At 35.9% G+C, this 13541-nt stretch carries 15 protein-coding genes and 1 tRNA gene; 6 read left to right on the top strand and 10 right to left on the bottom strand.

Going from position 1 to position 13541, the window contains the following annotated elements; genetic code table 11:
• Nucleotides 1–17: 17 nt before the first annotated feature.
• Nucleotides 18–629, bottom strand: a complete 612-nt coding sequence (gene sodA / locus CO726_RS00570; protein ID WP_001052031.1) for a superoxide dismutase [Mn] — start codon at nt 627–629, stop codon at nt 18–20.
• Between the two features lie 221 nt (nt 630–850).
• Nucleotides 851–924, bottom strand: a tRNA-Ile gene (locus CO726_RS00565).
• Between the two features lie 241 nt (nt 925–1165).
• Between CO726_RS00565 and CO726_RS00560 the strand changes: the two genes are divergently transcribed.
• The 3 genes from CO726_RS00560 (at nt 1166) to ispG (ending at nt 3630) form a co-directional block, all read left to right on the top strand.
• Nucleotides 1166–1924 carry a DUF1189 domain-containing protein gene (locus CO726_RS00560; RefSeq protein ID WP_099682994.1) on the top strand — a complete coding sequence of 253 codons (759 nt, stop codon included), beginning with the start codon at nt 1166–1168 and terminating at the stop codon, nt 1922–1924.
• A gap of 72 nt (nt 1925–1996) precedes the next feature.
• Nucleotides 1997–2362, top strand: a complete 366-nt coding sequence (locus CO726_RS00555; RefSeq protein WP_098760875.1) for a hypothetical protein — start codon at nt 1997–1999, stop codon at nt 2360–2362.
• A gap of 164 nt (nt 2363–2526) precedes the next feature.
• Nucleotides 2527–3630, top strand: a complete 1104-nt coding sequence (gene ispG / locus CO726_RS00550; protein ID WP_136699328.1) for a flavodoxin-dependent (E)-4-hydroxy-3-methylbut-2-enyl-diphosphate synthase — start codon at nt 2527–2529, stop codon at nt 3628–3630.
• An 81-nt stretch (nt 3631–3711) separates the two neighbouring features.
• Here ispG and CO726_RS00545 read toward each other — a convergent pair whose 3' ends face one another.
• The 4 genes from CO726_RS00545 to CO726_RS00530 all read right to left on the bottom strand — a co-directional run bounded on the left by CO726_RS00545 (nt 3712) and on the right by CO726_RS00530 (nt 6801).
• Nucleotides 3712–4125 carry a Fur family transcriptional regulator gene (locus CO726_RS00545; RefSeq protein ID WP_001054512.1) on the bottom strand — a complete coding sequence of 138 codons (414 nt, stop codon included), beginning with the start codon at nt 4123–4125 and terminating at the stop codon, nt 3712–3714.
• Nucleotides 4126–4138: 13 nt separating this feature from the next.
• Nucleotides 4139–4972 carry a metal ABC transporter permease gene (locus CO726_RS00540; protein ID WP_000613823.1) on the bottom strand — a complete coding sequence of 278 codons (834 nt, stop codon included), beginning with the start codon at nt 4970–4972 and terminating at the stop codon, nt 4139–4141.
• Nucleotides 4972–5742, bottom strand: a complete 771-nt coding sequence (locus tag CO726_RS00535) for a metal ABC transporter ATP-binding protein (RefSeq protein WP_099682992.1) — start codon at nt 5740–5742, stop codon at nt 4972–4974. Before CO726_RS00535 ends, CO726_RS00540 begins: the two co-directional genes overlap by 1 nt.
• A 180-nt stretch (nt 5743–5922) precedes the next feature.
• Nucleotides 5923–6801, bottom strand: coding sequence for a YitT family protein (locus tag CO726_RS00530; RefSeq protein WP_098760878.1), 879 nt, complete (start codon nt 6799–6801; stop codon nt 5923–5925).
• A 149-nt stretch (nt 6802–6950) separates the two neighbouring features.
• Here CO726_RS00530 and CO726_RS00525 point away from each other — a divergent pair, with 149 nt between their 5' ends.
• Complete coding sequence (locus CO726_RS00525; RefSeq protein WP_071726639.1) at nt 6951–7205, top strand: DUF2624 domain-containing protein; 255 nt, start codon at nt 6951–6953, stop codon at nt 7203–7205.
• Nucleotides 7206–7231: 26 nt separating this feature from the next.
• Here the strand turns inward: CO726_RS00525 and CO726_RS00520 are convergent, their stop codons facing one another.
• A complete protein-coding gene (locus CO726_RS00520) occupies nt 7232–8128 on the bottom strand; it encodes a deoxyribonuclease IV (RefSeq protein WP_000912459.1) in 897 nt (298 codons plus the stop codon).
• Nucleotides 8129–8359: 231 nt separating this feature from the next.
• Nucleotides 8360–9670 carry a DEAD/DEAH box helicase gene (locus CO726_RS00515; RefSeq protein WP_099682991.1) on the bottom strand — a complete coding sequence of 437 codons (1311 nt, stop codon included), beginning with the start codon at nt 9668–9670 and terminating at the stop codon, nt 8360–8362.
• Nucleotides 9671–9850: 180 nt separating this feature from the next.
• Here CO726_RS00515 and vrrA point away from each other — a divergent pair, with 180 nt between their 5' ends.
• Together vrrA and CO726_RS00505 are read left to right on the top strand one after the other, a co-directional pair.
• Nucleotides 9851–10561, top strand: coding sequence for a VrrA/YqfQ family protein (gene vrrA / locus CO726_RS00510; protein WP_099682990.1), 711 nt, complete (start codon nt 9851–9853; stop codon nt 10559–10561).
• A 91-nt stretch (nt 10562–10652) separates the two neighbouring features.
• Nucleotides 10653–11603 carry a 4-hydroxy-3-methylbut-2-enyl diphosphate reductase gene (locus CO726_RS00505; protein ID WP_099682989.1) on the top strand — a complete coding sequence of 317 codons (951 nt, stop codon included), beginning with the start codon at nt 10653–10655 and terminating at the stop codon, nt 11601–11603.
• A gap of 38 nt (nt 11604–11641) precedes the next feature.
• Here CO726_RS00505 and CO726_RS00500 read toward each other — a convergent pair whose 3' ends face one another.
• Together CO726_RS00500 and CO726_RS00495 are read right to left on the bottom strand one after the other, a co-directional pair.
• On the bottom strand, nt 11642–12763 hold the full coding sequence (locus CO726_RS00500) for a Nif3-like dinuclear metal center hexameric protein (RefSeq protein ID WP_099682988.1): 1122 nt from the start codon (nt 12761–12763) through the stop codon (nt 11642–11644).
• On the bottom strand, nt 12760–13467 hold the full coding sequence (locus tag CO726_RS00495) for a tRNA (adenine(22)-N(1))-methyltransferase (protein WP_099682987.1): 708 nt from the start codon (nt 13465–13467) through the stop codon (nt 12760–12762). Before CO726_RS00495 ends, CO726_RS00500 begins: the two co-directional genes overlap by 4 nt.
• Nucleotides 13468–13541 lie beyond the last annotated feature (74 nt).

The following is a 13541-nucleotide window of genomic DNA, read 5'->3' as shown; positions in this document are numbered from 1 at the left end:
TTCTATCGTTATTACAATTATTTTGCTTCTTGGTAACGTTTTTCAGCAGCGTTCCAATCTACAACGTTCCAGAATGCACCGATGTAGTCTGGACGACGGTTTTGGTAATTTAAGTAGTAAGCATGTTCCCAAACATCTAAACCGATAACTGGAGTTTTACCTTCAGTTAGAGGAGAATCTTGGTTTGGCGTGCTTGTTACTTCTAACTCACCATTATTTACTACTAACCAAGCCCAACCAGAACCGAAGCGAGTTGCGCCAGCTTTTGCGAATTCTTCTTTGAATGCATCGAAGCTACCGAATTTCGCTTCAATTGCAGTTGCAAGTTCACCTACTGGTTGTCCGCCACCGTTTGGAGATAAGATTGTCCAGAAGAATGTGTGGTTAGCATGTCCGCCACCATTGTTACGTACTGCTGTACGGATTGCTTCTGGTACTTCGTTTAAGTTTGCAACTAATTCTTCTACGCTTTTGTCAGCTAATTCTGCATGACCTTCTAAAGCAGCGTTTAAGTTTGTGATGTACGTGTTATGGTGTTTTGTATGATGGATGTTCATTGTTTCTTTGTCAAAGTGAGGCTCTAAAGCATCATACGCATAAGGTAAATTTGGTAATTCGTGTTTTGCCATTGTTATATTCCTCCCAGTTTATGTATTGCCACGTAAGTGACATACAACTTCATTCTACCCTAATTGCCATAGGGTGCAAACAAATAAATCACATTGTCTTGCTATCATTAAAGTAGCAAAATTCCCACTTCTTTTCAATTAAAATGCTCATATATTTCATAAAAAAAGCTCCCTTCTACAAGGAAGCTTCCTGCTGACATAATAAACATGTGAAATGGATATGGACCCTGTAGGACTCGAACCTACGACCGGACGGTTATGAGCCGTCTGCTCTAACCAGCTGAGCTAAGGGTCCACAATTATGTATGTAACAATACTTCAAATAAAGGAATTCCTATCGGATATGTCCTTTAAGAAATGTAAGATAAATTTACCATATAGAAAAGAAAAGTGTCAATTGTATTTTTCTCATTCAAAAGAAGAAAATTAATAAAAGAAATTTAGTTATCTCCACTATATATAAATATAATATATCTTGAGATTCCCTAGATTCCTACGTTACAATGATTTTATACATACATAAAGGAAGTGAATCTATGTCCATATTTACCCAATTAGCCAAAAGCGTATATTCGCCTAAAGATATGGCGCTATTCCGTTTTCAAAAAATCGGAAAAACCATTTTTTATATTATGCTACTTTGTCTAATCACTACTATTCCAAGAACATTCTTTTACGGTAGCTTTATCCAAGATAGTGTTACCATGGTACATCAAGCAATCGAAAAAGATTTACCTGATTTTAAAATCGAAAATGGTGAACTAAAAGCTGATATTGAACAACCTATTGAAAAAGAAGAGGGAGATGCTCTTTTCGTATTTGATCCAAATACAACAGATATCGAAAAATATCAAAATAAAACCGGTTTATTTATTTTAAAAGATAAAGTAGTTTCTATAGGAAATGGTCAAACACAAACATACTCCTACAATGATTTATTAGGGACATCTCTTGAGAAGAAAGATTTGCAAGATTTCATTTCTGTATTCGATAGTATTTATCCAATTTTACTAGCCGTTATCGGAGCGTTAGTATACCTATTCCAATTATTTATTACTTTCTTAGGAATTACTTTACTCGCGTTTATAGGTTCTGCTATGAGTGGTCAGCGTAAATTATCTTATAAGCAAGTATGGACGTTAACTGCTTACAGCTATACAATTCCAACAATCTTCTTTATGATTATGGATTTATTCAAAATCGTTGTACCTGGTTCAACATTCATTTATATCGCAGTTGTTTTAATTGTTCTATACTTAACGATTAAAGAAGTTCCAAAACCGAAAGAAAAATAAGAACGAAAAAAATGCCTAAATAGGCATTTTTTTTTTGGACAAGCATATATTCCTAGCAAAGGAGTGAAGAATATGAAGAGATTAGGTATATTCTTATTCGTGCTTGTTCTTGGTTATATATTTTATTACGATATAAAAATCGGCACTTTACCGATGTTAAGTTCATATAAAAAAACAACCGCTGCCCAAACGATAAAACAAGAAAACACAGATACAAAACAAAATAAAGAGAACAAACCAGAAAAAGAAACAGATGTCACTTATAAAACAATTGAAGTCAAAACAGGTGATACGGTTCTTTCAATTACAGAAGCGATTAATAAAAAGAAAATTCCTTCTATCGAAAAAGTAATTGATGATTTTAAACAATTAAATAAAAATACATCTGCTACAAAAATACAAATTGGAAAGTCTTATAAATTCCCGTTATATCAATAAGCAATCACTTAATCCTTGTCAATTACATAAAGGCGCTGATACAATAGTAAAAGTGAAACCGAGCACTTCGGTTTCTATAGCCCTGTATCACGTATACTATCATTGATATGAGGGACTAAATAAGAAACTTCTTTTATAAGGAGAGCGATCTATTCGTGAATGAAATGACTCATCGTACAAAAACACGTCCAGTTAAAGTCGGTAATTTAACAATTGGCGGTAATAATGAATTAATTATACAAAGTATGACAACAACAAAAACACATGATGTTGAAGCAACAGTTGCTGAAATTAAACGTTTAGAAGAAGCTGGCTGTCAAGTCGTGCGTGTTGCTGTTCCAGACGAACGCGCAGCAAATGCTATTGCTGATATTAAAAAACAAATCAACATTCCACTTGTTGCTGATATTCATTTTGATTATCGTCTTGCTTTAAAAGCAATTGAAGGTGGCATTGATAAAGTACGTATCAATCCAGGTAACATTGGTCGTCGCCATAAAGTAGAAGCTGTTGTAAATGCAGCAAAAGAACGCGGTATTCCCATCCGTATCGGTGTAAACGCAGGTTCATTAGAGCGTCACATTTTAGAAAAGTACGGATATCCAACTGCTGATGGTATGGTTGAGAGCGCCCTACATCACATTAAAATTTTAGAGGACTTAGATTTCCGCGATATTATCGTATCTATGAAAGCCTCTGATGTTAACTTAGCAATTGAAGCATACGAAAAAGCTGCACGTGCTTTTGATTACCCATTACATTTAGGTATTACAGAATCTGGAACTTTATTTGCTGGAACTGTAAAAAGTGCCGCTGGTCTTGGAGCAATCTTAAATAAAGGCATCGGAAATACACTACGTATTTCATTAAGTGCTGACCCAGTTGAAGAAGTAAAAGTTGCGCGTGAACTATTAAAGTCATTCGGCCTTGCATCTAATGCAGCAACACTTATTTCTTGTCCAACTTGCGGTCGTATTGAAATTGATTTAATTAGCATCGCTAACGAAGTCGAAGAATATATCTCTACACTGCAAGTACCAATTAAAGTTGCAGTACTTGGCTGCGCTGTAAACGGTCCGGGTGAAGCTCGTGAAGCTGATATCGGTATTGCCGGCGCACGTGGAGAAGGATTATTATTCCGTAAAGGGCAAGTTGTTCGTAAAGTACCAGAAGAAATAATGGTAGAAGAACTGAAAAAAGAAATCGACGTAATTGCTGCTGAAATGGCTGCTGAACGAGAAAAAGAAAAAGAAACACAAGAACAATAAAAAGAAGGTTGCCCACAATATTTGTGAGCAACCTTCTTTTCTACGTAAAAAAATCTCGTCAGTTATATAACCGACGAGATTTTACTTTGCACATTTTGGACAACGGCCGTATATTTCAAACTTATGACCTGTTACTTCATAACCGTTAAAATCTTTATTCATAAAATCCATTGGGCAGGAAGTAATCTCTTTCGTTCCCCCGCAATCTAAACAAATAAAATGATGATGATGTTCCATAATAGAACACGTAAAACGAAAATGTTTTTCACCATTTAATTCTGTTTGTTCTAAAACACCAATTTCAGCAAACACCGTTAAGTTACGATAAATTGTATCAAAGCTAAGACCTGGATAATCATCCTTCATATGCTCTAAAACGTCTTTCGCCGTTAAATAACGATTGTGAGCTGCAAATAACCTGAGCATTTCTTCCCTTTTCCCAGTATGTTTGTATCCTTTATCTTTCATTAGGCGTAAAGCTTCTGTTAGATTCATATCTATCCCTACTTTATGCAGTTTTTTTCTTCTTCCATAAAATCGCACCAATTAAAATAAGAACTGCTATCATAACAATTGTACCACCTGGTGCTAGATCAAGTTGATACGAAGCAAACATTCCACCAATTACTGCAATTTCACCAAATAAAATGGAAAAGAAAATTGTTTGTTTAAATCCATTTGCAATACGAATACTTGCTGCAACTGGTAACGTCATTAATGATGATACCAGCAGAACCCCTACTACACGCATTGATACTGCAATGACAAGAGCAACCAATATAATGAAAATAAAGTGAATCCACTTTGCACTCAAACCGGTTGATACAGCGTATTCCTCATCAAACGATAGTAAAAATAACTCTTTGTATAATAAAGTAATCGTTACAATAACAACAATTGCTACAATGCCAATGATTATTAAATCCGTACTTGTTACAGCACTTACACTACCAAATAAATAACTAAATAAATCTGTGTTAAATCCATTTGCAAGTGAAATAAAAATAACACCAATCCCCATTCCTGCCGAAAGAATAATCGGAATTGCTAATTCTTGATAATGTTTATATACAGTACGTAATTTTTCAATCAGTAACGCCCCACCAATAGAAAAAATCATTCCCATATATAACGGATTTAAAAATCCCCCTGTGAAAATTGTTTTTTCTAGTAGTAAACTTGCAGCAATACCCGATAATGTCACGTGACTTAATGCATCTGCAATAAGTGACATACGGCGAATGACAACAAATACACCGATAAGCGGCGCAACAAGCCCTATTAAAATCCCTGCATATAAAGAGTTACGTAAAAAATCATATTGTAAAAAATCTTGTATCATTATATCCTCCCGTGATGCTCATGCTCGTGTTCTAAACGATGAACATGATGTCCATATAAGACGGACATTTCTGCATCTTCTAACTCTCGGAACTTCTCTACATTTCCATGGAAATGTAAATGTTGGTTTAAGCATGCAACATGCGTTACTTTCTCGGTAACAGCCCCCATATCATGCGTAACGAGAATTAATGTGATTCCTAATCTTTTGTTTAAATCCTCTAATATCTCATAAAAACTTTCTACATTCTTCACATCGATTCCAACAGTAGGCTCGTCCAAAATAAGTAATTCAGGATCACTAACGAGCGCACGAGCAATAAATACACGCTGTTGTTGTCCACCAGAAAGTTCTCCGATATTGCGCCCTTGAAACTCACTCATCCCTACATCAGCAATCGCTTTTTCTACCTTTTCCTTATCGTTTTTCGTGAAAAAGCGAAATAGCCCTTTTTTCGAAACGAGTCCCATTGACACAACTTCAAAAACAGTTGCCGGAAAACCAGAATTAAAGCTATTTGCCTTTTGCGACACATAACCAACTTTGTTCCATTCTTTAAACTTCTTACTATCAACACCAAACAAACGAATACTTCCCTGTTTGGGCTTTAAAACGCCTAATAAACATTTTAGCAAAGTTGATTTCCCAGAACCGTTTGGCCCAACTAAACCTAAAAAAGCTCCCTTGGGAACTTGCAAATTAATATCTTCTAACACATTTCGATCTTCATATCGAAATGTTAATCCTTCTATTTCTAATATATTATCCATAGCATCTCACCTATTTTAATTCAGAATGATTCCGATTTATATCTATTTGAATTATAGTACAGCTTATTATAGTTGTAAACCAATCTGCCTAAAATATATCTATTCTTTCAAGAAACCTTATTATTATAACAAAAAGCAGAGAAAAATTCTCTGCTTTCGAAAAATATTACAATTAAATTTTTAGTGAATAGCCGATTTAAACTTACCACCATTTGTCTCTTGCGTGCTCATAATCGTAACAAACGCATTCGCATCAATTTCATGCACAATTGATTTTAACTTCGTCACTTCTAGACGCGTTACAACTGCATAAATAACTTCTTTTTCTTTATCCGTGTAACCACCTTTCGCTACAAGCTTTGTAGTTCCACGGCCAAGACGATGCAAAATCGCATTTGATACTTCCTCATATTGATCAGATACAATTAAAACCGCCTTCGTTTCATCTAGCCCTTGAATTACTGTATCGATCGTTTTAAATGCGATATAGTACGTCATAACAGAATACATCGCTTGTTCCACACCAAACACAAATGCTGCCCATGCAAAAATAAATAAGTTCACAAACATTACGAATTCACCAACAGAGAACGGTAATTTCTTCGTTAATAAAATTCCCATAATTTCAGTTCCATCTAACGACCCACCATGACGAATTACAAGTCCTACACCAAGGCCTAAAATAAGACCACCAAACACTGTCGCTAAAATAGGTTCTGTTGTAAATGGTGGCACCGCATGTAACGTTGACTCAATGAAAGCTAACGCTACAATACCAAATGTCGAAGATAACATAAATGTTTTTCCAATTTGCTTATAACCTGAATACATAAATGGGATATTGAGAACAACGACTAAAGTAGAAAAACTTAACCACCAAATGTTAGGAGTAAGATAATCTAATATAAGAGAAATACCAATAATTCCACCATCAATAATTTTATTTGGCATTAAAAATAGTTCAATCGCTACCGCCGCGCATGCTGCCCCAAAAATAATCATAACTAAGCGATACATAAGATGGATAACACTTTCTTTTCGATGTTGCTTTTGTTCCATAGGCCCTCCTCATGCTCTTTTTCTATAGTTTTGTCCTTATATTATAACATACGCTTCTTTTTCTCATGAAAAAAGAAACTCCATACGAATATGTACAAGCTACGTACTCATATATTTCGATAGAAGAACGTGTGAAGGAGGATAACTCGATGAACCTCATTAAACAACTTGTAAATAAAAAATTAAATCATATTTCTACAAAAGAGTTATTGAAATATAGTAAAGAATATGAAGTTCCAATTACAACTGCACAAGCTGATAAAATTGTTGTACTTATGAAAGGAAAGAACATTAATATTTACGATAATGACGAACGACTAGAGCTCTTAAAACAAATAGCAAAAGTAACCTCCCCTGCTACCGCCCAACAAGTAAATACTTTATTTCAACAACTACTAAAATAAGGAGGGGAAAATCCCCTCCTTATTGCTTATTGTGCTTTAATTTTCTCAAGAATTCCTTCATCAAAAGTACCATTTTTCAACATTTCGATTTCTAGTTTATATGGCGGCTTCTTATCTTTTTTATCTTCACCTACATATGGCGTTTCAAGAATTTTTGGTACGTGCATTAACTGCGGATGATGGACAATATGATGCAACGCTTTATAACCGATATGACCGAAACCGATATTTTCATGACGGTCCTTTCCTGCGCCGCGTACATTTTTACTATCATTAATATGAAGTACTTGCAAACGATCAATACCAACAATCTTATCAAATTCGTTTAATACACCGTCAAAGTCATTTACAATATCGTATCCTGCATCGTGCGTATGACAAGTATCAAAGCATACTGATAGTTTTTCATTATATTTTACACCATCAATAATCTTTGCAATTTCTTCAAAGCTACGACCGCATTCTGTTCCTTTTCCTGCCATCGTTTCTAACGCAATATTAACCGTCTGCTCTGGCGTTAATACTTCATTAAGCCCTTTAATAATTTGTTGAATACCAGCATCCGCTCCTGCACCAACGTGCGCACCTGGGTGAAGGACGATTTGTTTCGCCACACCTAATGCTGATGTTCTTTCAATTTCCATGCGAAGGAAGTCTACACCTAATTGGAATGTTTCTGGCTTCGTCGTATTTCCAACATTAATAATATATGGAGCATGTACGATAATTTCCTCAATACCGTTTAGTTCCATATGTTTTCTTCCTGCTTCTATGTTCAATTCTTCAATTGGTTTTCTTCTTGTATTTTGCGGTGCACCTGTATAAATCATAAACGTCGTTGCACCGTATGAAACAGCCTCTTCACTTGCTGCTAATAACATTTTCTTACCACTCATAGAAACATGAGATCCAATCTTTAACATACAATCACCTCTTCAATATACAATAGATATAATGATAGCATAATTTGTAGAAATATGTAGTGAATTGTTTGTTCACAAAAAACGCACTACACAAATTCATATGACTATTTAAACAGACTATACTCTTCATTTAAATTAGCTGGATTAAGTGAAACTTTAATCAATATTTTCTATCCATATTGATTACACCTCTCACAAATAGCGGGATAAAAAAAAGATAAGGGAAACCCCTTATCTTTTTTTATTGCTATATTTTTTCTTCACTTTGTCACGTTCTGTTGCAAGTTTACGTTTATAGTTTGGTTTTACTTTTTTCGGTTTTTTAATAACTTTCGTTGCCATAACATCAAGTTCGTCATTTGGTTTTTTACGGCTCTTACGACGACGACGCTCACCTAAATCCGCCCACTCATCTCCACGTAAATCTACATGTTTAAACTCGATATGACGTTGTTTTTCTAAGCTATCTAACGCTTCTTCGTTTGCTGGATCATAAATCGTCACTGCAATACCAGAATGCCCCGCACGTGCTGTTCTTCCAACGCGGTGAACGAAGAAATCTAAATCTGATGGTAGCTCATAGTTAATAACATGGCTAATCCCTTCAATATCAATACCACGTGCTGCTAAATCAGTCGCAACAATATATTGGAATTCAAGGTCACGAATTTGTTTCATCATTTTTTTACGATCACGTGGTGATAAATCTCCGTGAATTCGTCCAACTTTTAAGCCGCGTTCCATTAATCCATCAGCAACTTGGTCTGCCATCTTTTTCGTATTCGTGAAAACAACTGCTAAATATGGTTTAAATTGAAGTAGCATTTTATTCACTAAATCAATTTTGTTACGATGTTTAGAAGGCACTAAATAGTGTTCAATGTTTCCAGCTGCAACTTGTTTGGGATTGATATGAATATGCTCTGGATTCTCCATATATTTCTTCAGAAACGGTTTTAGTTTTTGAGGAATTGTTGCAGAGAAAACTAACATTTGCAAGTTTTTAGGCATGCGTGCTGCAATTTTGTCTACATCATGAATGAATCCCATATCAAGCATTAAGTCTGCTTCATCGACAATAATCGTATTTGCTTTATGAACAAATAGCGCTTGTGCTTCTACTAAGTCTTTAATACGTCCTGGTGTTCCAACTACAATATGAGGTTGTTTTTTCAACTTTTCAATTGATCGTTGTTTATCAGTTCCACCAATTAAACAACGTGCTGTAATTATTTGATCTTCCGCACAGAACTTTGTTAATTTCACGATTTCTTCGTAAATTTGTTGTGCTAACTCACGAGTAGGCGCTGTAATAACAAGTTGTACTTCTTCACGATTTGGATTAATTCTGTTTAATGTAGGAAGTAAGTATGCATGTGTTTTCCCAGAACCTGTTTGGGATTGTCCAATTACACTTACACCTTTTTTCACGACCGGGAAAATTTTCTGTTGAATTCCTGTCGGCTCTGTAAAGCGTAGTTCACGAACTGCATCTATTAAAAATGGTTTAAAATCATACTGTGTAAAAGTTTGTTGTGTCATAAGTTACACCTTCTTTCTAAATTTCTACTGCGCGCACAAATCAGTCAAGTCTACATTATATCGAAGTCTACAAGTAAAATCCATCTTTAGTTTAGGTTTTCACTTCAAAAACTAACCTTCTTCCCTCTTATTGCATATTGTATGTGTATATACCTAACTGAAGAAAGGAGGATTTCTCACATGTTTCCAAAATCTCCTGTAAGACAAATGTATCCGAATCCAGGCCAACAACCTTATACACCATATCCAATTCCACAACTACCACCGATGGCACAAAAAAAGAAGGGATTCCTTGCTAAACTCTTTAAAAAACACGATCCAACCGAACCTTTCATGCAAATGGTTCCGCCTTATCGACAAATAGAAGGGCAGCCGCCAATGATGCACCAACACCAGCAACCGCCACCCCAATATCAACAACAATACCCACATCAATACTCACATCAATATCAACCATACATGCAGCAGCATCCCGAGCAAATGATCCCCCCTCAAATGTATGAATCAAACGAAACACGCGGCGGTGCAGCAACTACAGCAGCATCAAGCGGTGGTATCGGCAGTTTTTTTGCAAATTTAATTTCGAATCCAACTAATATGATAAACAATATCGAAAAAGTATCCCAAGTCGTTCAATCTGTAAGCCCTGTTGTCGAACAGTACGGTCCCATTATGCGTAACCTACCAAGCATTGTTAAAATCCTCACCTCTGGAAAAAGTACGGAAGAAGATCCAGCCGAAGATTTAACAGAAAAGGTTGAGGTAGCAACTCCACCTCCTCCACAAAAAAAAAGAAAAAGAAAAAAAATAGTGATTGAGCCAGCCATAGAAAAAGAAGTACGAGAGGAGCCCGTTCAAAAAATAGCAACAAAACCAAAACTGTATGTGTAACAATCCTTTGTTTTCTATCCACTCCTCCTTTATAATGTAAAAGACTATGCACAAAAGTATCCCTTGTTTATAGAAGGAGAGGATTACTCATATGAAAATTGTTAAAATTTCCCCTCGTGGTTATTGCTACGGTGTTGTGGATGCGATGGTTATTGCACGTAACGCCGCATTAGATACATCATTACCAAGACCTATTTATATTTTAGGTATGATTGTTCACAACAAACATGTAACAGATGCATTCGAAGAAGATGGCATCATTACATTAGACGGTCCAAGTCGATTAGAAATTTTAGATAAAATCGATTCTGGTACTGTTATTTTCACTGCACACGGTGTTTCTCCAGAAGTTAAACAACGTGCAAAAGAAAAAGGTTTAACAACAATTGATGCCACTTGTCCAGATGTTACAAAAACACACGACCTTATTGAAGCAAAAAAAGCTGAAGGTTACCACGTTATTTATATCGGCAAGAAAAATCATCCAGAACCAGAAGGCGCGGTTGGTATTGCACCTGACATCGTTCATCTTATCGAAAGAGCTGATGATTTAAAAACATTAGAAATCCCAACGGATAAAATTTTAGTTACGAATCAAACAACAATGAGCCAATGGGATGTTCAACATTTAATGGAAGACATTCAGAAGAAATTCCCAACAGCAGAGTTCCATAAGGAAATTTGTTTAGCAACTCAAGTTCGCCAAGAAGCCGTTGCTAAACAAGCTGATGTTGCAGACTTAACAATTGTTGTTGGTGATCCGAAAAGTAACAACTCAAACCGTTTAGCACAAGTATCACAAGAAATCGCTGGTACGAAAGCATACCGCGTTGCAGACGTAAGTGAAATCAGATTAGAATGGCTACAAGGTGTAGAAAACGTAGCTGTTACAGCAGGCGCTTCTACTCCAACACCAATTACAAAAGAAGTTATTGCTTTCTTAGAGCAATATGATCCAATGAATCCCGCTACGTGGGAGAGAGTTCGAAAAGTACCGTTACAAAAAATATTACCTCGTGTAAAAGTGAAAAAAGAACAATAATAAAAACCGTTGCCTATACAAGCAACGGTTTTTATTTCTTATACAAATGTAAATGGATCTGTATGTAACTGCGAAGCATGAATTTGTACATTGAGTTTCTTTGCATCTACTTTTTCTTGTAATTGCTTTTGTACACCTTGCTTCATTACCTTTTCAACGTTATGTCCTGGATCAACTATATTTAAACCGAGCATCATCGCATCATGAGCCACATGATAATACATGTCCCCCGTTACAAATACATCTGCTCCTTTAAATTTAGCTTGATTGATGTATTTGTTACCATCGCCACCAAGTACAGCTACTTTGCGCACTTTATCATCTAATTTTCCAACAACTCGCGCACCCTTTACATCTAATGATTTCTTTACATGTTCCGCAAACTGTCCAAGTGTCATTTCTTCTTGTAAATATCCTATTTTTCCAAGCCCTAATATTTCACCTTTATTATCAAGTGGATACACATCATATGCTACTTCTTCATATGGATGTGCCGTTACCATTGCTTTAATCACTTTTCGCTGTAATGAAGCTGGAATAATCGTTTCGATTCGCACTTCTTCTACGCGTTCTAACTGCCCAGTTTCCCCGATATAAGGATTTGTCCCCTTTTGAGGTATAAACATGCCTGTACCCTCACTGCTAAACGTACAGTGGCTATAATTGCCGATATGACCAGCACCTGCATCTCCTAATGCTTTTCTTACTTCTTCTGCATGAGTTTCAGGCACAAACACAACAATTTTTTTCATTTCTTCTGCATATGTTGGTGCCAAAACTTCTGTATTTTGTAATCCTAACGCCTCAGCAAGTAAATCATTTACCCCACCCTTAGCAACATCCACATTTGTATGTGCGGCATAGATTGCAATATCATTTTTCATACACTTTTCAATAATTTTTCCATACGCCTTATCTGTATGAATCGCTTTTAGCGGGTTAAAGATTAAAGGGTGATGCGCAATAATGACATTCGCTCCTAATTGAATTGCTTCATCCACAACTTCTTCCGTTACATCTAACGCAATTAATACGTGTTGCACAGGTTTATTAAGCGCTCCAATTTGCAGCCCAATCTTATCTCCTTCCATCGCCAAATGCTTTGGATACATACTTTCAAATAAAGAAATAATTTCATGGCCATTTGGAATTTTACTCATGATAAAACCTCCCCTATCATTTTCATTTTCGCTTCTACTTCCGCACGCTTCGCTTTTGTTTCTTCAGAATCAGCCGCACGTTCTAACTGCTTTAAAATATTTTGGAAGTTTTTCAATTCTCCTTCCCACTTTTCAACGAAAGCTTCACTTTTTTCTTTTATTAAAAATGGTCCCATAAACAATTCAGCTTGTTTATTTTCAGAATAAGGAATCGCGATATTTCCTCGTTCCCCTACTAAAATCTCATAAATTTTCCCATCTTCTTTTACGATTTTTTCATGGATAAGCTCCCATCCATTCTCAATAAACCATTCACGAATGTGATGCGCTGCAATATTCGGCTGTAAAATTAAACGTGTTACACCTTCTAATTTTTCTTTACCACTTTCTAAAATATCACGAATTAACGCTCCGCCCATTCCAGCAACCGTAATTACATCTACTTCTCCTGGCGCGATAACAGCTAATCCATTCCCTTTACGCACATTTACTTTATCTTGTAAACCACTTTCAGCTACAGTTGCTTGCGCAGAGCGAAATGGTCCATCTACAACTTCTCCTGCGACTGCTTTTGTAGCAATATTATTTATAATTGTATAACACGGTAAATACGCATGATCCGATCCAATATCAGCAACTGTAGATCCTACTGGTATTTCACGCACAACTTCTTCTAATCGTTTTGAAAGCTTTACTTCATTCATGTATTTCCATTACTCCTTCTCTTGTCAGTCTGTCTCCATGATAATGAATTTATAGTAGTTGTTGCAAGCCCATA

It is taken from the genome of Bacillus fungorum (genome assembly GCF_002746455.1).
GTDB classification, from domain to species: Bacteria; Bacillota; Bacilli; order Bacillales; family Bacillaceae_G; genus Bacillus_A; species Bacillus_A fungorum.
Note: the sequence above shows the minus strand (reverse complement) of the source record. Positions and strands in the feature narration are given on the sequence as shown.

Coding starts and splice junctions, on each gene's coding strand:
- CO726_RS00500 (WP_099682988.1), bottom strand. CDS start 12,763: ATGAGTAAAATTCCAAATGGCCATGAAATTATTTCTTTATTTGAAAGT.
- CO726_RS00525 (WP_071726639.1), top strand. CDS start 6,951: ATGAACCTCATTAAACAACTTGTAAATAAAAAATTAAATCATATTTCT.
- CO726_RS00545 (WP_001054512.1), bottom strand. CDS start 4,125: ATGAATCTAACAGAAGCTTTACGCCTAATGAAAGATAAAGGATACAAA.
- CO726_RS00520 (WP_000912459.1), bottom strand. CDS start 8,128: ATGTTAAAGATTGGATCTCATGTTTCTATGAGTGGTAAGAAAATGTTA.
- CO726_RS00535 (WP_099682992.1), bottom strand. CDS start 5,742: ATGGATAATATATTAGAAATAGAAGGATTAACATTTCGATATGAAGAT.
- ispG (WP_136699328.1), top strand. CDS start 2,527: ATGACTCATCGTACAAAAACACGTCCAGTTAAAGTCGGTAATTTAACA.
- CO726_RS00555 (WP_098760875.1), top strand. CDS start 1,997: ATGAAGAGATTAGGTATATTCTTATTCGTGCTTGTTCTTGGTTATATA.
- CO726_RS00560 (WP_099682994.1), top strand. CDS start 1,166: ATGTCCATATTTACCCAATTAGCCAAAAGCGTATATTCGCCTAAAGAT.
- CO726_RS00505 (WP_099682989.1), top strand. CDS start 10,653: ATGAAAATTGTTAAAATTTCCCCTCGTGGTTATTGCTACGGTGTTGTG.
- CO726_RS00515 (WP_099682991.1), bottom strand. CDS start 9,670: ATGACACAACAAACTTTTACACAGTATGATTTTAAACCATTTTTAATA.
- CO726_RS00530 (WP_098760878.1), bottom strand. CDS start 6,801: ATGGAACAAAAGCAACATCGAAAAGAAAGTGTTATCCATCTTATGTAT.
- sodA (WP_001052031.1), bottom strand. CDS start 629: ATGGCAAAACACGAATTACCAAATTTACCTTATGCGTATGATGCTTTA.
- CO726_RS00540 (WP_000613823.1), bottom strand. CDS start 4,972: ATGATACAAGATTTTTTACAATATGATTTTTTACGTAACTCTTTATAT.
- CO726_RS00495 (WP_099682987.1), bottom strand. CDS start 13,467: ATGAATGAAGTAAAGCTTTCAAAACGATTAGAAGAAGTTGTGCGTGAA.
- vrrA (WP_099682990.1), top strand. CDS start 9,851: ATGTTTCCAAAATCTCCTGTAAGACAAATGTATCCGAATCCAGGCCAA.